Here is a 23,531-nt window from a genome sequence, read left to right as displayed (position 1 = left end):
CGCCAGCGTTCGTCCTGAGCCAGGATCAAACTCTCCAAATTGGTATTTAGAAAGAGCGATTGCTCATTTTGAAACATCTGACGAGAATTAAAAATCCTCATTTTGAATTCACTTTCGTGAATTCGATACTCACTCGTTGTTCAGTTTTCAAAGATCAATGTCTTGCTTGTCCGTCGCTTAATGTCTCAGCAGCGACCTTTATAATATATCATGGCGACCATGTTTTAGTCAAGCGTTTTTTATTTTTTCTTTTTCGCTTTCCTACTGAGCAAGTTATTCGAGAATATCTTGTCCGTAGGGCCGAGAATTAATGTACCATATTTTTTGGATCTGCGTCAACCCTTAAAACAAAATTATTTTCAAACCGAATAACATTAGTACGCCTGGCAGCCCCAAAACCGTTACTGCGCCTATAGTTGCCGGGTTAAGGGGAATATGCACGTCGGTTACAAAGCCTGAGAAATTCACTAAGTAAATGCCCACCGCTGCCAAGATTAAATGGGTGCCGAATAAACTTAGCCAGCCAAAGCCCATTTTTTTGCGGAATACAATCAGAAACAATAAAAGAACAGATATAGCCAATACTCCAATAGCTAATAATCTTAACAATGTTTCTCCTCCTTTTATCCACTCTGTTCCATTTCGTTATAGCTGTGTCCGGTTAAGCCCCAAACTTTTGGCATGTTTTAAATGAATCTGATATTTGCGCTCTGCCGCCTCTAAGATATAAATAGCATAATCTATCTGATCCTGCCCCAGGGCCTCGTCGAACATCAGATAAGCCCGCTCCCATTCCATTTGCGCTTTGCGTACTTCCATAAACGTACTCCAACCCTCATCATACTCCCGTTCTTTATCCGCGTCCCCCCGCCATGCAGCCCACCAACCCATACTCAGCTCCCCTTCCGAATAAGTGTGAACAACAAGAACACTTCCTCTCATTCGTTCATTCTCATTCATATAAGGAACGGGACAAACTTAGAACCAAAAGACCACCACAAATCTATAGTCTTTTATGCTGAGATACCCTGTATTAGCTGTGAACGCAAAAAAGAAGCCCCACAGCTTCCTTGGGACTTCTCTACATACCTGCAGCACTTACGAACTAAAACAGCTCACGACGGCCTTCTAAGGCCTTAGACAGCGTGACCTCGTCTGCGTACTCCAGATCGCCACCTACAGGCAAGCCGTGGGCTATTCTAGTGATTTTAATATCAAAAGGACGCGTTAGCCGGGATATATACATAGCTGTCGCTTCCCCTTCAATATTAGGATTTGTCGCCATGATCAATTCCTTCACCCGCTCGTCGCTGAGACGTACCAACAGCTCCTTTAGACGGATATCATCCGGCCCAATACCCTCCATTGGTGAAATCGCTCCCTGGAGGACGTGGTAATAGCCATTGAATTCCTTAGTTCGCTCAATGGCAACCAAATCCTTGGCATCCTGAACCACACAGATTACGGACGCATCGCGTGTCTTATCCTGACAGACCCGGCACGGATCAGTATCGGTAATGTTACAGCACACCGAGCAATAGTGAAGATTGCGTTTGACGCTTACCAGCGCTTTGGCAAAATCAATGACTTCATCCTCTTTCATATTCAGCACATGAAACGCAAGACGGGCAGCCGTCTTCGGACCGACCCCCGGCAAACGCGTAAAAGCATCGATCAGCTTAGCTAACGGTTCGGGATAATGCAAAATAACGTTTCTCCTTTAGGCTAAATGGAGTAATGGTCTAGAACAAACCAGGAATCTTCATTCCGCCAGTAAATTTACCCATGTCGTTGTTTGCCAGATCTTCTGCTTGTGTCAATGCATCGTTCACAGCAGTAATCACGAGATCCTGCAGCATTTCTACATCATCTGGATCCACCGCTTCTGGTTTAATCTGAATGGACAGCAACTTCTTGTGTCCGTTCACTTGCACGGTTACTACGCCGCCACCAGATGAACCTTCAATTGTTTTGCCACCAAGCTCTTCTTGGGCTTTGAGCATTTGCTCCTGCATTTTCTTAACCTGTTTCATCATTTGGTTCATATTGTTCATAATCGATCTCTCCTTTGGAATGCGCCGTTTGGCGCTAATCTGCTGAAAGCATTACTCTTTTATGACAACAAGGTCTTCTCCAAAAAGCTGGATCGCCTCATCAATCCAAGGTTCTTGTTTTGTTACTCCCGCCTCGTGTTCATGCTCCAGGCGCAGTTCTTCCTTGCCAGGCTGTTCGGCAGACTTCATAGCAGCCTCGTTCCAGTCGCGAAGCATAATGGTTACAAGTCGGTACGGCTTACCCAGACGGGCAGCCAGAACGCCCTCAATCACCTGCCGGTTAGCAGGCTTCTCAGTAGTATCCCGATGAATGGTGTTCTTGAAGGCAACCAGCACTGCGTCTTCCATAACCGATACAGGCTCTCCATCAACGAACCAGGCATGAACGGTGATTTTCTCTTCCTTCACACCTTGTAGCACTAGGCTCCACTGCTTATAAATAGACGCAAAGTCTGCACTATCCTTACCAGCGATGAACTTATCCACCTGCGGCGGCATCTTGGAAGCCGTGGTAATCCGCGGAGCAGCGCTAGGCACAGAGGCAGGTCTCGCCTGTGCACCCTCGCGCCCTCCGGAAATGCCACCTGACTGCAGGGCCTGCTCCAACTTCTTCTCCAGCGCGGCGATCTGTTTCTTAAGCACGCCTAGTTCACCAGATTCAGTAACGGCACTCCCACCCACTGCAGCTCCTTGGAAGCCGCCAGGCGAAACATCTGTATTAGCCGAAACTGAGGCACTCTCCTGCAAGCTGCAGAGCTTCATGAGCGCTACTTCAAACAGTGTCTGCGGATGGGTGGCATATTTCATCTCACCCAGATAACGGTTAAGCGTCTCCACAATTCCGAACAGCTGCTCACGGCTGAAGGCGGTAGCCATATCCTTAAAATCCGCCGGGTTCAGAACACGGTCGGTTAAGTGATCGGCGCTGGGCACCATTTTGATCATAAGCAAGTCCCGGAAGTAATACAATAGATTTTCGAGACATTTATCGGCACTTTTGCCCTCATGCATAAGCTGTTCGACAAGCTCCAGAAGAAGTCCCATATCACCTTCCAGAATTGCTCTGGCCAGACGGGCAAACTGTTCCGAAGGTATTCCTCCAGTCATACCCAGCACTTGTTGGTAAGTAACCTGGCCTTCTGTAAAAGAAGATATCTGATCGAGAATACTGAGCGCATCGCGCATCCCCCCATCGGAGAGACGTGCAATATATTGCAGAGCGTCATCATCTGCAGTGATGCCTTCCTTCTCACAGATTTGCTTCAGGTGGCCCGTCTGCTCCTCCAGTGATACTCGGCGGAAATCAAACCGCTGACAACGGGAAATAATCGTGGCCGGCAGTTTATGAGGCTCTGTCGTCGCCAGTATGAACATTACATGGGGCGGTGGCTCTTCCAGCGTCTTCAGCAGCGCATTGAACGCTTCTGTTGTCAGCATATGCACTTCATCAATAATATACACTTTACGACGCACTTCGGTAGGCGCGTACTTCACCTTATCCCGCAGGTCACGAATTTCTTCCACACCCCGGTTGGACGCCGCATCAATCTCCTGCACATCCATGACGTTACCAGCAGTAATCCGCAGGCAGGATGGACACTCGTTGCAAGGCTCCGGCCCCTGGCCGCGCTCACAGTTGACCGCCTTAGCCAGCACCTTAGCAGCACTGGTCTTACCAGTTCCCCGAGGACCGCTGAACAAATAAGCGTGTGAGACCCTATCTTCCCGTATAGCATTCTGCAGCGTTTGGATAATGTGCTGTTGTCCTACCATGTCCTGAAACGACTGCGGCCGCCAAGCACGGTACAGCGCGATATGTTCCACTATGCATTACCCTCTTTCAAGTGCCACTTTCTTGGCATTTGTCGCTAACTCATTATACTATATTCTCCAGACTTTGACCAAAAACAAAAAGCATCCTCGCTTATCGCAAAGATGCTGTCATTTATTCATATAAACCGTGCACCTGTTATTGATGGCTGCGATCCAAGCGGCAACCCTACTGACTGCTCGGGCTAGGCCACCCTCCGGCACAAGAGCAAACTTGCTTATGGCTGCTTCCTTCCGGACCTGACCAGGTTCACAAGCACTCATTGCGGAGGACCCAACCGTCAACACAGCCCATAGGGACCAAGGCCTCACATCGACAGCACCTCTAACAGGAATTCAACCTCGCTACAGCGGATTGCGAGTTACAGGGCACCGCTACCTCCCCGTCTAGCACGGCGAAGTTAAGTATATCCTACGCTCGGACAAAAATCAACCTCAGAGAAGTTAACAGTTCTCCCATTACATACATCGTAAGAATAGTACAGCTCTATAAATGGGGTCATTGAAAAAACCCCCGGCATTAAGCCAGGGGCTAGATCTAATAATTATGCCGCATACGGGCTAATTGAATTAGATACCGTATTTCTTCTTAAATCTATCAACGCGACCGCCGGCATCCAGGAACTTCTGCTTGCCAGTGAAGAACGGGTGGCAGTTGGAGCAAATTTCGACGCGCAGCTCTTGTTTAACAGAACCGGATTCGAAAGTGTTGCCACATGCGCAGGTTACCTTAGTAATGTTGTACTTTGGTTGAATTGCTTCTTGCATTTGAATTTCACCTCTCTTGCCCTAAGCCTCATGCGGACTCAGAGTTAATAGACACATGAGCATAGTTTAGCACGAAACATGCAAATGGGCAATATGTTTCAAATTTACATTTCCAATGCTAAACGTGTATGCGCCCAGACTTGGCACGGGTCAAATTAGCAGGCGGCACATGGGTAAATGAACCGATAACTACATCAGGAAGTTCTTCCCGGAAAATATCCAGCATCGTCTTCATTCCGAGGATTTCCCCTTGAGCTGGAGGGATGAGTTCCAGATAGCTCTCCGGATCAATATTCAGATTCCGCATCTGAATCAACTTGAGATCAGTGCGTCTAACGAATTCTACCATGGCTTCGATCTCTTCTTCACGATCGGTCACACCAGGGAAGATTAGATAGTTGATTGACGTGTACACACCCTGGGATGCTGCATATTTCAAAGATTTCTCAACATTGGCCAAGGTGTAACCCCGCGGCTTGTAATAGGCATTGTAGTGATCATCCAACGCACTTATGGTACTTACACGCATCAAATCAAGTCCAGCATCGACGATTCCGCGAATATGGTCACTTAAACCAGCGTTCGTATTGATATTAATGTAACCCATGTCGGTAGTAGCACGCACTTCTCGCATAGCTTCGATAATAATCTTGGCTTGCGTAGATGGCTCCCCTTCACACCCTTGTCCAAAGCTAACAATGGACTGTGGCGTCTTCAAATGCTCCAACATCACTTCTACCAGTTCGTCTACACGCGGCCGGAAGTTCATCCGTGTCTGCGGGGAAACAAAACCACTATCATCAGGTTGCTCTGAAATACAGCCGAAGCAGCCGGCATTGCAAGAATAGGAAACAGGCACAGCGCCCTCCCAACGTCCCAAGAAGGTGTTAGAGGAGGTAAGGCATTCATAGCCGAGTGCACAATTGGACAAGTGCCCGAAGAGACGGTTCTCCGGGTACTTAGCTGTCAGATTGCCTACACCCTTCTTCACAAGGTCCCGGTCGCAATTGAGCGGGTTCCATTGTTCAGGATCATCTGTAAGCTCTGCGCCTACATAGAAACGCCCGTCCTTCCATACCACTGCCGAATAACCGAACAGGGGCAGCTTGTAAGACTTATCTGTCTTGACATAGCCAGGAAGGCATAACCGTGTATAACCTTGTGGCATCAATGCCCCAACCGCTTGAGAACCTTCAGGCAGTGGCAGCATTTCACCGGTTGCCGGATTCATGCCCACGGCCCGCGTGTTAGGCAGACCGACCAGTGTAGCACCCTCAGGCAGTGGAATCAGCTCTTCCTCCAGCATTTCAACAATCAAATCCCCGCTACGGGCTAGCCCGTACAGCTCGGGGTGATCATATACGTTACCTTTCTCATCGGCATATACCAAATACATGTTAGTCTCCTCTTATTCTCGTTCTAGGTTGTGGATACGGTGGGTGCCTTCGGGCGGGTCGTACGACGTGCGGATGCTCCGCTGTTCGATGTACCACCGCTGCTGGCCGTGCCACTGGCAGACTCTTTACCTGCAACATCAAATGATGCCAGGAACTCGGCGTTCGTCTTGCTGTCACGCAGCTTTTTGAGGAATCCTTCCACAAAATCATAGGACTCATTCATATTTTTACGGATAGCCCAAATGGTATCCAGTTCTTCCTTACTCAGCAATACCTCTTCACGACGCGTACCTGAACGACGAATATCAATCGCAGGGAAAATACGGCGTTCAGCAAGCTTGCGGTCCAGATGAAGCTCCATATTACCTGTACCTTTAAATTCTTCATAAATAATGTCATCCATACGTGAACCTGTATCGATCAATGCTGTAGCCAGAATTGTTAAGCTGCCGCCCTCTTCTACATTACGCGCCGATCCGAAAAACCGTTTAGGGCGATGGAAAGCAGCAGGATCAATACCTCCGCTTAGCGTCCGTCCGGATGGAGGCACGACAAGGTTATATGCACGCGCCAGACGCGTAATACTGTCCAGCAGAATAACAACATCTTTCTTATGCTCTACCAAACGAAGTGCACGTTGAAGCACAAGCTCAGCTACTTTGATATGATTCTCCGGCAATTCGTCAAAAGTTGAGGCCACAACTTCACCCTTCACAGAGCGCTGCATATCAGTTACTTCCTCGGGACGTTCATCGATTAGAAGCACAAACAGTTCTATCTCAGGATTATTAGTGGAAATGCTATTGGCAATTTCTTTTAGGAGGAGCGTCTTCCCTGCTTTGGGAGGCGCTACAATCAAACCGCGTTGCCCCAGACCTACAGGAGCGAGCAAATCCATTATTCGGGTAGATAAATGAGTAGGGGATGTTTCAAGCGGCAGCTTGTCTTGCGGATAAAGAGGCGTTAACGCCGGGAAATGCAGGCGTTCCGCTGCGCTGGCAGGGTTCTCGCCATTAACGGCATTAACCTGAAGCAATCCAAAATAACGTTCATTTTCTTTGGGGGTCCGACATTTCCCCGATACTAGGTCTCCGCTTCGAAGATCAAACTTGCGAATCTGGGAGGCTGAGATATAAATATCCTCCGCACTTGGCAAGTAGTTGATCGGCCTTAGGAACCCGTATCCCTCCGGCAGAATCTCCAGTACACCTTCCATAAACATGAGCCCGCTTTGCTCCGCCTGCGCCCGAAGGATAGCAAAGATCAGCTCCCGTTTCTTCATCTGCCCGTAGTAAGGAATCTGGTATTTCTTGGCCAGCTTGTACAAGTCGGTCAGCTTCATTTCTTCCAGATCGGAAATTTGAAGATCCATGTAATAACCACCTATTCAATTTTTATAATGAGTCCGTGAACATAGTTCTATATAAACTGAACTATATCAACAAAAAATAAGAGTCCGTCAAAATCCTCATTAGAATAGGATTACCCGAATTGGAAGGAGATATGCATTACTCCTGCAAAATAAACTCCTTCCATTCACCGGGAAATCCCCATAAATTCATTCTATTCGTTCTCGCGCCAAACGTCAGCCCCCAGATTACGGAGATTAGTCACCAAATGATCGTAGCCGCGATCAATATACTCCACACCCGTTACTTCGGTGATACCTTCCTCTACTGTAAGACCGGCGATTACAAGAGCCGCACCAGCCCGCAGATCTGCAGCCTTGACCTTGGCTGCATTAAGCTTGCTGCCCTCCACGATTGCCGAGCGACCCTCGACACGAATCTTAGCCCCCATGCGAACCAGTTCCGGCACATGTTTGAAACGGCTGCTATATACGAAGTCACTCAGTACACTAACACCTTCAGCCTGCGTCAGCATGCTGGTCATCGGGGATTGCAGATCAGTGGGAAAGCCTGGGTAAATCAGCGCTTTAACATCAGCATGCTCATACTTGGCTCTGCCAATTACGCGAATGCTCTCATCAAGCTCTTCAATATCTACGCCCATCTCCAATAGCTTGGCGGTTAAAGCCTCCAGATGCTTAGGGATGACGTTATCTATAAGGACGTTGCCACGCGTCGCCGCAGCAGCAATCATATATGTTCCAGCTTGAATCCGGTCAGGAATAATGGAGTGACGGCAGCCGTGCATTTCCGTAACGCCTTCGATCCGGATGGTTTCCGTACCGGCACCTTTAATGATGGCACCCATTGAATTAAGGAGTGTAGCTACATCTATAATCTCAGGCTCTTTAGCCGCATTTTCAATAATAGTAGAGCCCTTGGCTCTTGAAGCCGCCAACATGATATTAATCGTGGCCCCGACACTGGATACATCCAGATAAATCTTGGCCCCGCGCAATTCCTTGGCATACAGGTGGATAGAGCCGTGTTCATTAGTCACTGTTGCGCCCAGCGCTTCAAATCCCTTGATGTGCTGGTCAATCGGACGGGGCTCGAAATTACAGCCACCGGGAAGCCCTATTGTCGCTTCCTTGAATCTTCCAAGGAGCGCTCCCATCATATAGTAAGACGCCCGCAATTTCTTCACAGGCCCATTAGGCATAGGGATGGACACAATACGGGAGGGGTCAATTCTCATTTGGTTGCCTGACCAGGATACATTCGCGCCAAGCTCTTCCAGTATTTCGGAGTAAACTGCAACATCGCTAAGGGACGGTAGATTATCCAGCACAACTTCAGATTCGGCTAAAATCGCCGCAGGAATAAGCGCAATCGCGCTATTCTTGGCTCCGCTGATCGTGACAACACCTTGCAGCGGACGTCCACCGCCAATCATTAATTTTTCCATAAATTAACAGGTTCCCCCTACGTGTATTGCGGTTGGTCGACAATACGTGCTGTGGCTTTTCTGATGATAAAGGTGATGAAAATGGAAAGACACCGGCTATGCGGTGTACTCTCCACATCATCATATTCAACTGAAAAGGACAGTATGACCTGTCCGATAGGCTTATTCAAAACTTCATGGACTGCTGTCCTTCAAAACTTAAGTAAAAGATCTTACGCTTTGTTGTTGGAACCGAACTCACGGATTTTACCGATAACGGTTTGTTTGATAGCGTCGCGACCTGGTACGATGAATGTACGTGGGTCGTAAGCATCCGGTTTAGCAGCCAAAACTTCGCGAACTACTTTAGCAAATGCGATTTGGTTCTCAGTGTTAACGTTGATCTTGGAAGTACCCAGGGAGATCGCTTTGTCGATGTCATGTACAGGAATACCAGTACCGCCATGAAGAACGAGTGGCAATTTAACAGCGTCACGGATCTCTTCCATTTCTTTGAATCCGAGGTTAGGCTCGCCATGGTAAGGACCGTGTACGGAACCAAGTGCCGGAGCCAAAGTGTCGATGCCAGTTTCTTTAACGATGCGTACGCACTCATTAAGGTCAGCATATTGGATGCCGCCGATAACGTCGTCTTCTTGTCCACCAACAGTACCTACTTCTGCTTCTACAGAAACACCTTTAGCGTGAGCATATTCAACGACTTTCTTAGTCATTTCAATGTTCTCGTCGATTGGGTGGTGGGATCCGTCGATCATTACGGAAGTAAAGCCAGCATCGATGGCTTCTTTACATTTATCAAAGCTGGAGCCATGGTCCAGGTGAATCGCTACAGGAACAGTGATTTTCAGGTCGTGGATAAGTCCTTCCACCATCTTAACAACAGTGGTGAAACCGCCCATGTGACGGGCTGCGCCTTCGGATACACCAAGAATTACCGGAGATTTCTCTTCTTCGGCTGCACCCAAAATAGCTTGAGTCCATTCAAGGTTATTGATGTTGTACTGACCTACTGCGTACTTTCCTTCAAGTGCTTTGTTCAACATGTCTGTCATAGATACTAATGGCATGGTTCATCCTCCTAAAGATGTTTTCGCTATAATTTATAGAACCGTTTATCACATACAGGCTTATTATAGCACATCCAGTGTCAAATACTAAATAGCACTAACAAAAAAATGTCCCGGTGGGACGATATTTATCCACCCCTGTTGTTATACGCCCTTTTCCAAGTTTTCCCCTCCGAAAAAAGGATTCTGCCATTTAGCAGAATCCTTGCTTCAGCTGCACTGATCGACCGATTTATTGCGAAGATGCATATTTACCGCCACACGCATCTCGTCAATGTCGAAAGGTTTGGTAAAGTGCATAAGCGCGCCCAATTTCGTTGCTTCTTTGATCATATCCAGCTCTCCATACGCTGTCATCATGATCACCTTGATCTCCGGATTGATCTCCTTCAGATGCTTGAGAATCTCAAGTCCATCCATTCCCGGGATTTTCATATCGAGCAAGACCAAGTCTGGGGATTCGGTACGAACAATTTCCAGTGCAAGTTTACCATTCGCCGCCTGAAATGTAGTGTAACCCTCGCTGTTGAACACTTCCATAAGAAGAATCCTGATCCCGTTCTGATCGTCGACAATCAACACTTTATTTTTCTCCATTATCAATACCCTCCCAGAATTTAAGGCAGATTGACCATACCGCGCTCTCCACAGCTAACGGCCCCTTTATAACTTAGTCCATACGAAACCTATAATTCGTGGTGTAGATTCAAAATCCTGCTAAATGGATAAAATGCGTAAATCTATGCCATAAAATGGGGTATTGTCATCGACTTTTTCTGATCGGAAATGTAAAAATATATCGTAAGACGAACATACATTAGAAGTAAAACCATTCTGGAGGTCGGGCAGGCTTCTGGCATAAGCAAAAGAGCCTCCAAATGGAGGCTCCTACGAACACCTGTAAGGCGCTGTATATACTATTTATTGAGCACTGTAGTGAGTAAGAGAAGCTTTGACAAACTCGCGGAACAGTGGTTGCGGACGGTTCGGACGGGAAATGAATTCCGGATGGAATTGTACCGAAAGGAACCACGGATGACCCGGAAGCTCCACGATTTCTACCAGACGTCCATCTGGGGATGTACCAGAAATCACTAGACCCGCTTTTTCGATCTCATCACGGTAAGCATTGTTGAACTCATACCGGTGACGGTGACGCTCGTACACTAGCTCATCATCGTAGCAAGACATCGCCAGGGAACCCGGCAAAAGCTTACAAGGATAAAGGCCAAGACGCATTGTACCGCCCATATCTTCGATATCTTTCTGTTCAGGAAGCAGATCAATCAGAGGATAATTCGTAGACGGATCAATCTCTGAGCTGTTCGCTCCTTCCAGACCCAATACGGAACGGCCGTATTCAATGACGGACACCTGCATACCCAGGCAAATGCCGAAGAAAGGAATTTGTTTTTCCCGTGCATAACGGATAGCTGAGATCTTGCCTTCAATGCCACGATCGCCGAAGCCGCCTGGAACCAGAATGCCGCCAACACCGCGCAGCTGCTCGTCCACATTCTCATCGGTAACCAGTTCCGCATCCACCCAGCGTAGCTTAACTTCTGCGTTCGATGCAAAGCCTGCATGCGAAAGGGATTCAACTACACTCAAATAAGCATCGTGCAGAGCAACGTATTTGCCGACAATGGCAATTTCAACCGTATGCTCCAGTTTGTTGATTCGATCCAGCATGCCTTCCCATTCCCGCATATCCGGTGCAGGCGTAGTCAGCTTCAAATGGTTAACTACGATCTCGTCCAAGCCCTCGTCACGCAGGTTCAACGGAACCTCGTACAAGGTGGAAGCGTCGCGGCATTCCACTACGGCATTGGCGTCGATATCGCAGAACAGGGCAATCTTCGCCTTCATGTCCGAAGACAGTTCATGCTCCGTACGGCAAACAATCACATTCGGCTGAATTCCGATGCTCCGCAGCTCTTTTACACTATGCTGGGTCGGCTTGGTCTTCACTTCGCCTGCTGCCTTGATATAAGGAATCAGCGTTACGTGAATGTACATTACGTTCTCCCGGCCGATATCGCTCTTGATCTGACGAATCGCTTCCAGGAACGGAAGACTCTCGATATCCCCCACTGTACCGCCGATCTCCGTGATCACGACGTCCGAACCGGCTTCGCGGCCTGCACGGAAGACACGTTCCTTGATTTCATTCGTAATATGCGGGATAACCTGAACCGTTCCTCCCAAGTACTCACCGCGGCGTTCCTTGCTGATTACTGAAGAATACACTTTACCTGTCGTTACATTGCTGTTCTTGGACAGGTTAATGTCAATAAACCGTTCATAGTGTCCAAGGTCAAGGTCCGTTTCCGCGCCATCATCTGTCACGAATACTTCACCGTGCTGATAAGGACTCATTGTTCCAGGGTCCACATTAAGATACGGATCAAATTTCTGAATCGTCACCTTTAGACCTCTGTTCTTAAGCAGCCTACCCAGCGAAGCAGCGGTAATGCCTTTGCCAAGGGAAGACACAACCCCACCCGTTACAAAAATATACTTTGTCACTGTAAAACCCTCCTAAATAAAGTCCAGAAATTCAGGCGACGCATGATGTTTATCGTAACCCGTTTTTCTATCGTCAAACGGGGGAAATCAAAAGTTACTTTAGCCGGCACAAAGACCTTCCTCCGCCCCTTTAAAATCGCGGAAATTCCGGCTCCTTGGCATCTAAAAAAACAAAAAAGTGACACCCGTAGCACCGGGGCACTTTTTATTTTAGAAAACACATATTAACTTTCATCATAAGCCCATGCAATAGTTTACTCTGACGGTTCTCCACTGTCAAGGGCAGAATTATGCTACCTCAAAGAACGGGATTAATATTTATCGTCCTCGTCCTCATCGTCTGAATCTTCTTCACTTTCCGCGTCCGAATCGTCATCGTCCACGTCATCTTCATCGATGTCTTCTTCGTCAATAACCACATCGTCGTCAACTTCTTCTTCGCTGTCGTCGTCGGAATAGAGGTCGTCGCGATCTTCGTCGATAGCGTCGAAATCCTCTTCTTCAGATGCGTAGTTATCATCTTCTTCAGTGAAATCATCGTCTTCCAAATCGTCATCCTCGTCGTTGATGATACGCGGACGTTTGGAATTACCGACTGGATCATCGGAGCGCTCCAGCGGATACCAGCGTTTCAGCCCCCACAGATTCGTCCCTACACAGGCAAAACGTCCGTCGATGTTAATCTCAGTATATAACTGGGCAATGGTATCGTTGGTTTGTTCTTCGGTCATCCCGCGCAGCTTGGCCACCTCGACCATCAGGTCACGGTAATAAAACGGCGTATTAGCCGCCTTCAGCACCAGGAAAGCCAGGTCTACCATCGGCATTTCTTTTACTTTCTCGGGGTCCAACTTTAAATTGAGTGGCGTACTCATTAAAGGACACTTCCTCTCACGCATTGTTCACTATTCACGGCTTTAATTCAATAATATCCAGTAACAAACCTAAGTAAAACCTATTTAGCAACAAAATGCAAGTCAAAAGGGGCAAGCTTCGAACGCAAAAAAAACGTCAGCATTTTCCGACAGGGAAACGTTTTTTTCGCAGGTAACGATCAATATGTACTTTTATGAATAACTAAGCCTGCATTTATTGGCAAGAGCCTCTCTAAAAAAGGCGGAGGAATCTCCTCCGCGCATGACTGTATCCACGCCAAGGAATGGCTCCTTACGGGATGTTACAAAGAGAGTGTTAAATCTCTTCTGTTTATTTTATGTGAAGCGCCGTCTTTTGACACGATGGGCAGCCCATTTCCTTAAAAAAGGGCAAGTTCCCATTCGGCTATCCTCCTCCGCTCATACAATATTTCAGTACGGCACCAAGGAGGGGACGGCAAAACACATGGACTATTACGGATTTTGGCAGATGCTGCTTGATGAGATATCGGCTGCCCCCAAGGATGACGAACGGCGTATTGTTACCTTTTATGATGCCCGCCATTACGCCAGAGCCTTATCTGAGTGGAGGACGCTACGTACGAAAAAAACGAGACTGCGGCAGGTACAGGTCGCCCCGCTGATTCGCGCTTTTTTTGTGCCTGCCGCAGGTGCGGCAAAGCTGATGCATAAATTCGCTGACACGCTGAGTGTGGAAGAGGATTACCGCATACAGCTCCATGCTCTGCCCAGCGAGAAAACCGGGACCGCCGTGATGCCCTGGGGCGTGAAAGCGATTCATGCCCCTCAGGCCTGGTCGAAGTCAACCGGTGTGCAAGTCAAGATTGGCGTTATTGATACAGGCGCCGACTATCGTCACCCTGATCTGCGCCATTCGCTGGCTACAGGTGTGAACCTGCTGCGGCGGGGGATGCTGCCGCTGGATGACAATGGCCACGGCACCCATATCGCTGGCACACTAGCCGCCGCTGGCGGCACGCGCGGCATGATGGGGGTGGCGCCAAGAGCTACCCTCTATCCCGTCAAAGCCTTTGATCACAACGGCTCTGCTTATGTGTCCGACATTGTGCTGGGGATTGACTGGTGCGTCCAGAACCGGATCGACATCATCAATATGAGCTTCGGCATGAAGACGAGAAGCAAGGCGCTTCATAATGTTGTAATAAAGGCCTACCGAGCTGGCATTGCTATTATCGCTTCCTCCGGCAATGATGGCAAACGCGGCGGGGATTACCCAGCGCGCTATCCGGAGACCATAGCTGTGGGCGCCATAGATAAGAAGCGCCGGGTCGCCAGCTTCAGTAACCGTGGTTCGTACATCGATGTATACGGACCCGGCGAAAGCGTGCCATCTTGCTGGTTGAAGGAGGGCTACAAGGAAATGAGCGGCACGTCCATGGCGACGTCGCATGTGACGGGATCCGCTGCCCTTTTGCTCGCTCTTCGGCCAGGGCTCACCCCCCGGGAGCTGAAGCTCCTGCTGCGCCGCACCGCTTCCCCGGTGCGGCTGCGTAAAGGGCAGCGCAGAGCCTCCCTCGGAGGCGGCGCTGCCGATGCCCTTCGCCTGCTACGCGCAGGCATCAGGGCCAAGCGGGGCCCATCCGCGAATGCTGCCAGCCGGCGCGCGGATTGACGGGGGCCAGTGGTGCAGCGCCACTGGCTCAAAACGGCCGCCATCCTGTAAACCAAGGAATGGCGGCCGCCCTGCAAAGCACATGAAGCTAACCATGTGCACTTATCTTCTTTGTGTAGACACAAGCACACCGCCTCCTAGAGACACCGGAGGCGGTGTACTGAACATCCCCAAACCCTGATAAAACGGGGCTTGGGGATAAATAGATTACATGCGGTCCGGAGCGGATACCGCCAGAAGACGCAGTACATTAGCAATAGTGGTACGCGTTGCTCCAAGCAGAGCAAGACGGGCCAACGTTTGGGCCGAATCTTCGGTAATGACGCGCTCAGCCTTGTAATAGCTGTGGAAGAGTGCCGCCAAATCATAGACATAACGCACCAAGCGATGCGGCGCGTAAGCGTCAGCTGCAGAACCAATCTCCGCTGGCAGCTCACCAATTTTGCGCAGGAGGTCATATTCATGAGGGGCATTGAGCTTGCTGAAATCAAGCTCAGCATAATCAGGCAGTGCGATCCCTTGTTCCTCTGCTTGACGGAAGATACTGCAAATCCGCGCATGCGCATATTGTACATAGAATACCGGGTTCTCGTTGGACGTAGAGATCGCTAGGTCCATATCGAAATCCAGATGAGAGTCCATGCTGCGCATGGTGAAGAAATAACGGATGGCGTCGATGCCAACCTCTTCCATCAGATCCTCCATCGTTACCGCTTTACCGGTACGCTTGGACATCTTCACTTTCTCGCCATTCTGGAACAAGCTGACCATTTGGGCAATCAGGACAACCAATTTCCCCGGGTCATTGCCGAGTGCCGACATCGCTGCCTTCATCCGCGGAATATAACCATGGTGATCGGCGCCCCAGATGTTGATCATTTTGTCATAGCCGCGGCCGTATTTATCATTATGGTAGGCAATATCCGGTGTCAGATACGTATAGGTACCGTCGTTCTTGATCAGCACGCGGTCCTTGTCGTCGCCATACTTGGTGGTCTGCAACCAGGTTGCGCCCTCCTCTTCATATACCTCGCCACGCTCACGCAGATCGTCCAGCGAACGCAAGACTGCTCCATTCTCATAGAGCGAGGTCTCGCTAAACCAGATATCAAATGGAACGCGGAAACGTCCCAGATCACGTTTGATTTTATCCAATTCCTTATTCAAGCCGTAGGTACGGAAGAACGCCGCACGGTCCCCCGGCGTCAGCTCCAGCAGAGAATCTCCCTTCTCAGCCACAAGTTCCTTGGCAAATCCCTTGATATCTTCACCATGATAGCCGTCCTCCGGCATTTCTGCCGGTTGTCCCAGCTCCTGCAGGTAGCGGGTCTCGATAGATTTGCACAGATTGGCAACCTGATTTCCGGCATCATTAATATAGTACTCCCGGGTTACCTGATAACCGGCATAATCCAGCACGTTACAGAGTGCATCGCCGACAGCTGCGCCGCGGGCATGTCCCAAGTGTAGACTTCCCGTAGGGTTCGCGCTGACGAATTCAACCTCTACCTTTTGACCCTGTCCTAAGCCAATGCGGCCGTAGTTGTCTCCCTGTGCGGCAACCTGGGTGATGACATCATAAAGATAGTCCTTGGACAATGTAAAGTTAATAAAGCCCGGTCCGGCAATCTCTGCCTTCTCAATAGAAGCGCTGCTCTTGTCCAAGTGTTCTAGAATTGCCTCAGCAATCTGGCGCGGGTTGCGCTTAGCAATCTTGGTGAGCTGCATAGCAGCATTGGTCGCCAAATCACCGTGCTCCTTGTCTCTTGGCACTTCCAGCACGATGGCTGGAAGTGCTTCGCGTGCAACCAGCCCCGCAGCAACAACTGCATCGGCAATGGCTTCTTTTACCCGTTCATTAATAAGTTCGAGCGGATTTTGACTCTGTGTCATGATTTTGGTTCCTCCTGTATATGCAAACTGAGTACGAACTGCCCTGACAACTCCTCGTATACGTATAAATCATACTCCCACGTTACGTTCATAGAGCGCCCGTCTCGGGAAATCTCCAGCTTCCGGGTCTCCGTGGACAGATTAAAGTTCGTATAGGGAGAGCGGTAAAAGCCCGGCAGACGCTGTCCCTCTTGAAAGCTCTGCTCGGACTCAACCGCGCCATGGCGGATCAGCTTCAATTCGCTGCCTGCAATCTTTATCATTGTACGAACAGTTGCTTCCTCACCCTGAGGACCCTGCCCGGGCTCTACATATCGGATGAACAGCTGCTGTCCCTTGGCTATAACTTCTCCGGTAGTATTCAGTACAGTACGCTCACCTTCATGCTGGCTTACGAGTGTAACTGAAACGCCGTATTTGTGATTTTGAATTTCCGGCACCTGCATTCCTCCATTCTGCAAGCCTCTGCAGACCAAAGGCGAATTCGCTTTCCCATTGTACTACTATATCCAGTTCAAGGGTGCAATTCAATTCCTTATTCGAGGAAGATTCCACGGAATCTAATTTTACCATAGCGACACAAAAAAGACACTTGCCCCGCTATTACAAAGATGATGATTTATTGCTTCATTGGGATAGTCAGTTTTTCTTCTTGTCGATATGTCCTTAAGAGCCATGGTTAATCTCAAGGAGCGCCTGCTCGGGCACATCAGTGAAGCAGTCATTACGGCGATAGTAATCTCCGGAAAACCAGGAGTTGTTCGGATCTGGATTCATTGAGACTCCGTTCGCTTTGTGCACGATTCGCTTTTTCTCCAGTATAAATATTACAAACCTTTTCCTTCTATAATACTTCTTCATATAACCGGAAGATGGTCACTAATTAGACGATGGATGCCAACCACAAAAAGAGGCTGCCCCAGCCATATAGTAGGACTGGAACCGCCTCTTCCTCTTAAGTTAACGGGCCGGAACTACCTTCCAGCATCTTTAAAGGCGAATCGTTGCTTCCATGTAGAACCACCATCCATGGTGGCGTATACGGCTGATTGATCCTGTTCCCTTACGGCGAGCCAGCCATGCTTGCTGTCCGGGAAAGAGATAGTCCCCTCGAATCCCTGTATAGGCTTCAAGTTGCTCCACGTCTTGCCACCATTCACGGTGCGTCCTACGGCAACCTGCTCTCCGGCTAGAGAATAGCCGACCAGAAAAGCGGTGCTGTTACCCACTAACCGCATGTTGCCAGGCTTTCCAGATGCCGGCCCAGATTTGAGCTGGGCCGCTCCACTGCCCGCCGCCGTCTGTGCTAGTAATCAGATAGTTGGCCTGTCCTTCTCCAATAGAAGCAACTGCCCAGCCGTGCACATTATCGGGAAAAGAAATTCCTTTGAAGTTCCACTGGCCATGATAAATCTCTTGAAAATGACAGCCACCGTCCGAGGTGCCGATCATAAAGCCGTTACCTACAACTCGGCCAGTCTCACTATTCAGAAATGCAATGTCTGAGAAGGCGAGTGGCGTTTCTCCCTGCTGGGCATGTTTCTGTTGCAACCCTTCCAGCAAACCATGATCGCCCGTTCCACAAACCGGTGTACCTGCTGCAGTGGATTGGGCCGCTTGTGCGGAAGAAACAACCGTTACCCAGCCTGAAAGCGCTAGAAGTCCTGCTGAAAAGAGTGTCAATGCTGCTCTGCGCCAATGATGTAGCCAATTCATAGGGAAAACACCTCTTTTTAATATATACCCCAGTGTTGCAATCGTTACTCTGTCAGAACCTCGGCCTCCCCAGTGAATATCCTGTCACTTCCTTTCCCATAATGAGGATGAGAGCAAGAAAGGAGCCTGGTGCAATGCCAAGCAATTCCGCCAACCCACCTAAACGTAAAAGTCCTCTCCGCCGGGCTTTTCAGCTGCTGTCAGCCCTGACGATCTTGTGCTTGCTGGCTGCAGGAGCCCTGCTGGGATACCTATATCAGAAAGACTTGCCGCCTACCCTGGACGATGTCCGCTCCAGACTACTCGATGTCCGGGGAAATGTACTGGCCACCTTCACCTCAGACGGACGCAGTCGTGATCCAGTGGAGCTAAGTCATATTTCGCCGCTGCTTGTTCAGGCTACCCTGGCGGTGGAAGACCGCAAATTCTACAAGCATACCGGCTTTGACCTGAAAGGCATGGCCCGGGCTATCCTCGTCAATCTGGAGGAAGGGGGCCGCTCGCAAGGCGCCAGTACGCTGACCCAGCAGCTTGCACGCAATCTCTATCTATCCCATGAGAAGACTTGGACTCGCAAAATTAAAGAAGCCTTCTATACGATGCAGCTCGAGATGAAATATAGCAAAGACGAGATCCTGAACATGTATTTGAATGAAATCTACTATGGTCACGGGGCCTACGGTATTGAAGCTGCGGCCAAAATGTATTTCGGCAAGTCTGCAGCGGATCTCGACCTCGCTGAGAGTGCAATGCTGGCCGGGGTACCCAAGGGGCCAACTTACTATTCGCCTTACAACCACATGGAGAACGCCAAGAATCGCCAGCAGCTTATCTTGTCAGTTATGGCTGAGCTAGGTGACATTACAGAGGCTGAAGCCAAGCAGGCGGAGCAGGAGAAACTGAACTTCAAGCCACAAGGGGAGAAAGACACCACCGTAGCCGCGCCCTACTTTCGCGATTATGTGCGGGGCTTGGCGATAGACTTGCTGCATATCGACAGCGACGAATTCGAACAGGGTGGATTGAATGTCTACACCACTCTCGACCCGGTTATGCAGCAAGCAGCGGAGGATGCCGTCGGCAAAGGAATGGACCCGGCCAGTGAATTGGAGACAGCCCTGGTATCCATTGATCCACGTACCGGTTACATTAAAGCGATGGTGGGGGGCAAAAACTACCGGACCAACCAGTTCAACCACGCACTGGCAAACACCCGGCAGCCCGGATCTTCTTTCAAGCCGATTATGTATCTTACGGCCCTGTCCTCCAAAACGATGAACGGTCTCTCTGTGTTCAATAGCCAGCCGACACTATTCCATTATGACAATAACCGCAAAACCTATCAGCCCCGTAATTTTGGTGACAAGTACCTAGGGGAAATTAATATGCGCCAAGCGATTGCTGCCTCAGACAATATTTATGCCGTGAATACGATTATGAAGATCGGAGCGGACAAGGTGGCGGAGATGGCCGCGGAGATGGGGATTAAAAGCCCACTCCAACACGTACCCTCCCTGGCGCTAGGCACTTCACCGGTCAGTCCGCTGGAAATGGCCTCAGCCTTCGCCGTAATCGGCGGCGGCGGGGTCCGGATGCCCGCAACAGCCATCCTGAAGATCACAGACGCCAAAGGGATCGTCCTGTACGAAGCACCTCCGCCTCAGGGGGAGGCAGTGGTAGAGCCGGCAGCCGCTTATGTGTTGACTCGGCTGATGGAGGGCGTGTTCGAGACAGGGGGCACGGGGAACCGCGTGGCTTCCATCATCAAACGCCCTGTTGCTGGCAAGACCGGCACAACCGATACTGATGGCTGGATGGTTGGCTTCACCCCCGAATTATCGACGGCTGTCTGGGTCGGATACGACAAAGGCCGAGATATTGCAACGACCGATGGCAGGCGCGCTGCCCCGATTTTTGCCCAGTACACAGAGAAAGCACTGGAGAATGTGCCGCCCAAGATTTTTCCAATTCCAGACGGGGTAGTCAGTGTCTATATTGATAAGCAATCCGGCAAGCTGGCTACATCCGAATGTCCGGACAAGGTGCTGGAGACCTTCATCAGCGGCACAGAGCCCACAGCATATTGCGATCAGCACGGGGCAGGAGAAAAGGCCCATCGAGCGGAAGAACCGGCTCCTGGAAAGGATGATTCTGGTGACGGGCACTCCCTATGGCAGGATATCAAGCGCTGGTGGATGAATTAGGCCTACTTGGGTATAAAGAATTGGATTTTAGCGTTTCGCCGACCCAAAATTGGGTATAAAAGAATAGAACCCCAAACAACCTCTCCTTTTGGACTTCTGAATCGGAGAGGTTTTTATTTAAGAACCTATAACCGGGTATTGGGATGTAAGGCATGGATAACCCCCGCAACCAACCTCTGCGTACAGACAGAAGATATCTGCTTATTATTCCGTATCCTTATAAAGGAGGTCTGTCCATGGTCCCCTCAAAGCTGGCAGTCTATGGGGCCGCAATCATCTTTTTTGCAAGCGTGGATTGCTCGTTGGTATTAGGCTCTGCTCTAGCAGCTTCGGCTGGCACAGAATCCGCTACTGTCTCTCCGGCTGCACCAACAGAACAAACCCGGCGCTCGCTGGAACATGCCGGCTTCCGTCAGCAAGGCGCCATCTACTTACCTTTAAAAGAAATGGCTCCGCTGCTTGATCTCCACGTGCTGTGGAACTCAGAAAAATCCAGTATTGAGGTTACCGGTCTTTATCAAGCGCTTAGTTTAAAGGTTGGACAATCAAAGGCCTACACGGTGGACAATAAAGTGATCAGTCTAGGTGCACCCACAATCATTAGAGATGGCATCACCTATGTACCGGCCACCCTGTTCTCCAAAGCCTTTAGCCTTCCTGTTGGCTGGGACGGTAAGCTAGATGTTACTGTTCCATACACCGAACGGTATCTCAAAGCAGTATCTGGGCGGGAATTGTTCTGGCTACATAAGGAGAAGGGGGTTGTCTACAGCGGATCAAGCGAGAGACGGCCTGTCCGGTCAGGAATCGCTAATGTTAGTCAGCTGGATTGGGCCACTCTCAACGTGCATACGGTGAACAGCACAAGCTATGTGCTTGATCTTAATAATGCCTCTGGTGAGCCACATATTCATGTCAGCAACTATCGTATTTTGCTGCACGATGAACGTCTGGTTCGCCAGACCGTGAGCAGCTACGGGGGAATGCGCAATCTCGGTATGAAGGAGAATGTCTCCGCCTATCAAGGAAATCTGGTCATGGTGAACAAAAGCATTCTGTACCTGGTCAATCCGGACGGTCATATTTTCAAAACATACAATTTGGCAGAGCTCACCGGCATTGATGATACTTTTGCGCTCGAAGCCATCGAAGAGGACTTCCTGCTGGTGCGTCCGTACCAGAAAGGAACACTGTTCCTAATTGATCGCATCAGCAAAGAAAGTACAGCACTCTATACGCAGCTTCTAGGGTCAGAGGACCAGGTCTGGTTGGAGCAGTACCCGAACTGGGACTTCGATTATCCGGGAGACCGGCTCCAATATACCGGACGTCTGGGCAATACGCTGTCCTTTGCATGGACGTCTTATGAGGACAACCGGCAGGTTCACTTCACGTATACGCTTTCTTCACTCTAATAATTTACATTTCTGTTATAATAAAAGAAACACCAAATCTAAACATGTGAATGAGGGACATGGTATGAAAGATACGGGTATGATTCGGAATTTGGACAGTCTGGGAAGAATTGTGGTTCCCGTGGAAATCCGTATGACACGCAATATCGACATTGGGGATCCGATCGAATTTTTCATTATGAATGAGGATGTTATTGTACTTAGAAAATACACCTCCACGGAATGCACCTTTTGCCGGAGTCTGGATCACGTGAGCTATTACAAGGATCAATTTATCTGCAATAGCTGCCTGAAGGAGCTTGGTGATCCGGAGCGACTCCCACAGGAGCCGGAACCTTCTCCACTCCTTCCTCAGGCTACCGCCGACCCTGGCAGCAGTGTCAAGCGGAAGAAGACTGAAGAAATGACACAGCGGCTGGAGCGGGCCATCGAAGAGCATCCATTCGCCAATCAGAAGGAACTCGCCGAGATCCTGGGAATCAGCCAAGCGCGGGTGAGTCAATTAAAACGCAAGCTTAATGCTCCGAGGCAATCCAAGATCGGCTGATCGGCTGTACCGAACGGAATCCACATCGTTCGATTTGTCTGAATCGCTGCACTCCGCTATACTAGCATTTATAGAATATTAAAAAGGCTGCATCCCCATAGTACAGGAGATGCAGCCCTTTTGCTGGGATGTCCGCTTAGTGGACGGATAAAACCGGCAAAATTCTGATGATTATTCCGACAGTGCTACTTTCAGCTCTTCCCTCGAAGCTTCCCACCACTCTTCATTATGTGAAATAAGCAATGACTTCAGCGCCGCCTTTTCCGCTTCTCCAAGCCCCTCCACGATAACCTTCCGTTTTAAAGCCGAATCGAGTTTGTTCACATGTTCGGCTAAAATCTTCCAACCCCGACGGGCTTCGGTGTCAATCCACATCTCACAAGCCGTAATTCCGGCGTAGTGCTGACCCTCGGATGTCCGGTCTACAGCTACCCATACGACCCAAACTTGCCTCCCGTTCGGAACATCCTCACGGTTCACGGAGAACTTAATGCCCTTCTCCACCTTGCTCTTAGCATGCATAGCTCCGATATCAATGATCGCTTCGCCATTATCAATAATGACGGGGGACACATTGTTCAAATCAATTGAGCCTGCTCCAAATCCTTTATGTTTGCTCTTCGCGTTGACAATATTCAAGGCAATCTGTTTCTTGCCTTCCGGTTGCTTGTTATCCACAGATGCACGTCCTTCCTCTTACGAATAATTTAATTTTAGCTAATAATCTCGCGATTGCAAACATATACATCCCGTAGATGCTTGTCA

The 23,531-nt window shown here is 49.4% G+C and carries 22 protein-coding genes and 1 other RNA gene; 4 read left to right on the top strand and 19 right to left on the bottom strand.

Features of this window, described 5'->3' with window-relative positions; genetic code table 11:
* Positions 1-342 precede the first annotated feature (342 nt).
* The 14 genes from ACFVRY_RS29240 to rpoE form a co-directional block, all read right to left on the bottom strand.
* On the bottom strand, positions 343-609 hold the full coding sequence (locus ACFVRY_RS29240; protein ID WP_387503738.1) for a pro-sigmaK processing inhibitor BofA family protein: 267 nt from the start codon (positions 607-609) through the stop codon (positions 343-345).
* A gap of 36 nt (positions 610-645) precedes the next feature.
* Positions 646-960, bottom strand: a complete 315-nt coding sequence (locus tag ACFVRY_RS29235; protein ID WP_387503737.1) for a hypothetical protein — start codon at positions 958-960, stop codon at positions 646-648.
* Positions 961-1,105: 145 nt separating this feature from the next.
* Positions 1,106-1,705, bottom strand: coding sequence for a recombination mediator RecR (gene recR / locus ACFVRY_RS29230; RefSeq protein WP_066368195.1), 600 nt, complete (start codon positions 1,703-1,705; stop codon positions 1,106-1,108).
* A gap of 37 nt (positions 1,706-1,742) precedes the next feature.
* On the bottom strand, positions 1,743-2,054 hold the full coding sequence (locus ACFVRY_RS29225; protein ID WP_387503735.1) for a YbaB/EbfC family nucleoid-associated protein: 312 nt from the start codon (positions 2,052-2,054) through the stop codon (positions 1,743-1,745).
* A gap of 51 nt (positions 2,055-2,105) precedes the next feature.
* The gene (gene dnaX, locus ACFVRY_RS29220; RefSeq protein ID WP_387503734.1) at positions 2,106-3,878 is read right to left on the bottom strand and encodes a DNA polymerase III subunit gamma/tau; all 1,773 of its coding nucleotides are present in this window, start codon (positions 3,876-3,878) and stop codon (positions 2,106-2,108) included.
* Positions 3,879-4,012: 134 nt separating this feature from the next.
* Positions 4,013-4,280: signal recognition particle sRNA large type (gene ffs, locus ACFVRY_RS29215), an RNA gene on the bottom strand.
* Between the two features lie 174 nt (positions 4,281-4,454).
* Entirely contained in the window at positions 4,455-4,652 is a 198-nt protein-coding gene (rpmE, locus tag ACFVRY_RS29210; RefSeq protein WP_066368182.1) for a 50S ribosomal protein L31, read from the bottom strand.
* Between the two features lie 118 nt (positions 4,653-4,770).
* A complete protein-coding gene (locus ACFVRY_RS29205; protein WP_387503733.1) occupies positions 4,771-6,048 on the bottom strand; it encodes a radical SAM family protein in 1,278 nt (425 codons plus the stop codon).
* Between the two features lie 23 nt (positions 6,049-6,071).
* Positions 6,072-7,421 (bottom strand): transcription termination factor Rho, encoded by a 1,350-nt coding sequence (rho, locus tag ACFVRY_RS29200; protein WP_387503732.1) that lies wholly within the window; start codon positions 7,419-7,421, stop codon positions 6,072-6,074.
* A gap of 191 nt (positions 7,422-7,612) precedes the next feature.
* The gene (locus ACFVRY_RS29195) at positions 7,613-8,866 is read right to left on the bottom strand and encodes a UDP-N-acetylglucosamine 1-carboxyvinyltransferase (RefSeq protein ID WP_066368171.1); all 1,254 of its coding nucleotides are present in this window, start codon (positions 8,864-8,866) and stop codon (positions 7,613-7,615) included.
* 212 nt (positions 8,867-9,078) lie between these two features.
* Positions 9,079-9,933 carry a class II fructose-1,6-bisphosphate aldolase gene (gene fba / locus ACFVRY_RS29190; protein WP_066368169.1) on the bottom strand — a complete coding sequence of 285 codons (855 nt, stop codon included), beginning with the start codon at positions 9,931-9,933 and terminating at the stop codon, positions 9,079-9,081.
* Between the two features lie 210 nt (positions 9,934-10,143).
* Positions 10,144-10,530, bottom strand: a complete 387-nt coding sequence (locus tag ACFVRY_RS29185) for a response regulator (protein ID WP_066368165.1) — start codon at positions 10,528-10,530, stop codon at positions 10,144-10,146.
* Positions 10,531-10,854: 324 nt separating this feature from the next.
* Positions 10,855-12,462, bottom strand: a complete 1,608-nt coding sequence (locus ACFVRY_RS29180; protein WP_387503730.1) for a CTP synthase — start codon at positions 12,460-12,462, stop codon at positions 10,855-10,857.
* Between the two features lie 311 nt (positions 12,463-12,773).
* Entirely contained in the window at positions 12,774-13,337 is a 564-nt protein-coding gene (gene rpoE, locus ACFVRY_RS29175) for a DNA-directed RNA polymerase subunit delta (protein ID WP_066368159.1), read from the bottom strand.
* Positions 13,338-13,803: 466 nt separating this feature from the next.
* Here rpoE and ACFVRY_RS29170 point away from each other — a divergent pair, with 466 nt between their 5' ends.
* Positions 13,804-14,991, top strand: a complete 1,188-nt coding sequence (locus ACFVRY_RS29170) for a S8 family peptidase (RefSeq protein ID WP_387503741.1) — start codon at positions 13,804-13,806, stop codon at positions 14,989-14,991.
* Between the two features lie 207 nt (positions 14,992-15,198).
* Here ACFVRY_RS29170 and argS read toward each other — a convergent pair whose 3' ends face one another.
* The 4 genes from argS to ACFVRY_RS29150 form a co-directional block, all read right to left on the bottom strand.
* On the bottom strand, positions 15,199-16,884 hold the full coding sequence (gene argS / locus ACFVRY_RS29165; protein WP_387503729.1) for an arginine--tRNA ligase: 1,686 nt from the start codon (positions 16,882-16,884) through the stop codon (positions 15,199-15,201).
* On the bottom strand, positions 16,881-17,324 hold the full coding sequence (locus ACFVRY_RS29160) for a YwiB family protein (RefSeq protein ID WP_387503728.1): 444 nt from the start codon (positions 17,322-17,324) through the stop codon (positions 16,881-16,883). Before ACFVRY_RS29160 ends, argS begins: the two co-directional genes overlap by 4 nt.
* A 534-nt stretch (positions 17,325-17,858) precedes the next feature.
* Positions 17,859-18,122, bottom strand: a complete 264-nt coding sequence (locus tag ACFVRY_RS29155; protein WP_387503726.1) for a beta propeller repeat protein — start codon at positions 18,120-18,122, stop codon at positions 17,859-17,861.
* Positions 18,106-18,600, bottom strand: a complete 495-nt coding sequence (locus ACFVRY_RS29150; protein ID WP_387503724.1) for a hypothetical protein — start codon at positions 18,598-18,600, stop codon at positions 18,106-18,108. Before ACFVRY_RS29150 ends, ACFVRY_RS29155 begins: the two co-directional genes overlap by 17 nt.
* A gap of 134 nt (positions 18,601-18,734) precedes the next feature.
* Here ACFVRY_RS29150 and ACFVRY_RS29145 point away from each other — a divergent pair, with 134 nt between their 5' ends.
* From ACFVRY_RS29145 to ACFVRY_RS29135, 3 genes are all read left to right on the top strand, one after another.
* On the top strand, positions 18,735-20,804 hold the full coding sequence (locus ACFVRY_RS29145; RefSeq protein WP_387503723.1) for a transglycosylase domain-containing protein: 2,070 nt from the start codon (positions 18,735-18,737) through the stop codon (positions 20,802-20,804).
* A gap of 236 nt (positions 20,805-21,040) precedes the next feature.
* On the top strand, positions 21,041-22,219 hold the full coding sequence (locus ACFVRY_RS29140) for a copper amine oxidase N-terminal domain-containing protein (RefSeq protein ID WP_387503722.1): 1,179 nt from the start codon (positions 21,041-21,043) through the stop codon (positions 22,217-22,219).
* Between the two features lie 64 nt (positions 22,220-22,283).
* A complete protein-coding gene (locus tag ACFVRY_RS29135; protein WP_387503721.1) occupies positions 22,284-22,766 on the top strand; it encodes an AbrB/MazE/SpoVT family DNA-binding domain-containing protein in 483 nt (160 codons plus the stop codon).
* Between the two features lie 171 nt (positions 22,767-22,937).
* On the opposite strand, the gene ACFVRY_RS29130 is transcribed toward ACFVRY_RS29135, so the two are convergent.
* Entirely contained in the window at positions 22,938-23,444 is a 507-nt protein-coding gene (locus tag ACFVRY_RS29130) for a YwhD family protein (protein ID WP_387503720.1), read from the bottom strand.
* Between the last annotated feature and the right edge of the window lie 87 nt (positions 23,445-23,531).

Source organism: Paenibacillus sp. NPDC057934 (genome assembly GCF_042887565.1).
Lineage (GTDB): Bacteria > Bacillota > Bacilli > Paenibacillales > Paenibacillaceae > Paenibacillus_AQ.
Note: the sequence above shows the minus strand (reverse complement) of the source record. Positions and strands in the feature narration are given on the sequence as shown.

Excerpts from the sequence above, each read along its gene's own strand:
- ACFVRY_RS29155 (WP_387503726.1), bottom strand. The coding sequence starts at position 18,122 with ATGCGGTTAGTGGGTAACAGCACCGCTTTTCTGGTCGGCTATTCTCTA.
- ACFVRY_RS29150 (WP_387503724.1), bottom strand. The coding sequence starts at position 18,600 with ATGAATTGGCTACATCATTGGCGCAGAGCAGCATTGACACTCTTTTCA.
- ACFVRY_RS29135 (WP_387503721.1), top strand. The coding sequence starts at position 22,284 with ATGAAAGATACGGGTATGATTCGGAATTTGGACAGTCTGGGAAGAATT.
- rpoE (WP_066368159.1), bottom strand. The coding sequence starts at position 13,337 with ATGAGTACGCCACTCAATTTAAAGTTGGACCCCGAGAAAGTAAAAGAA.
- fba (WP_066368169.1), bottom strand. The coding sequence starts at position 9,933 with ATGCCATTAGTATCTATGACAGACATGTTGAACAAAGCACTTGAAGGA.
- ACFVRY_RS29140 (WP_387503722.1), top strand. The coding sequence starts at position 21,041 with ATGGTCCCCTCAAAGCTGGCAGTCTATGGGGCCGCAATCATCTTTTTT.
- ACFVRY_RS29170 (WP_387503741.1), top strand. The coding sequence starts at position 13,804 with ATGGACTATTACGGATTTTGGCAGATGCTGCTTGATGAGATATCGGCT.
- ACFVRY_RS29205 (WP_387503733.1), bottom strand. The coding sequence starts at position 6,048 with ATGTATTTGGTATATGCCGATGAGAAAGGTAACGTATATGATCACCCC.
- rpmE (WP_066368182.1), bottom strand. The coding sequence starts at position 4,652 with ATGCAAGAAGCAATTCAACCAAAGTACAACATTACTAAGGTAACCTGC.
- ACFVRY_RS29235 (WP_387503737.1), bottom strand. The coding sequence starts at position 960 with ATGAATGAGAATGAACGAATGAGAGGAAGTGTTCTTGTTGTTCACACT.
- ACFVRY_RS29185 (WP_066368165.1), bottom strand. The coding sequence starts at position 10,530 with ATGGAGAAAAATAAAGTGTTGATTGTCGACGATCAGAACGGGATCAGG.
- rho (WP_387503732.1), bottom strand. The coding sequence starts at position 7,421 with ATGGATCTTCAAATTTCCGATCTGGAAGAAATGAAGCTGACCGACTTG.
- ACFVRY_RS29145 (WP_387503723.1), top strand. The coding sequence starts at position 18,735 with ATGCCAAGCAATTCCGCCAACCCACCTAAACGTAAAAGTCCTCTCCGC.
- argS (WP_387503729.1), bottom strand. The coding sequence starts at position 16,884 with ATGACACAGAGTCAAAATCCGCTCGAACTTATTAATGAACGGGTAAAA.
- ACFVRY_RS29225 (WP_387503735.1), bottom strand. The coding sequence starts at position 2,054 with ATGAACAATATGAACCAAATGATGAAACAGGTTAAGAAAATGCAGGAG.
- ACFVRY_RS29195 (WP_066368171.1), bottom strand. The coding sequence starts at position 8,866 with ATGGAAAAATTAATGATTGGCGGTGGACGTCCGCTGCAAGGTGTTGTC.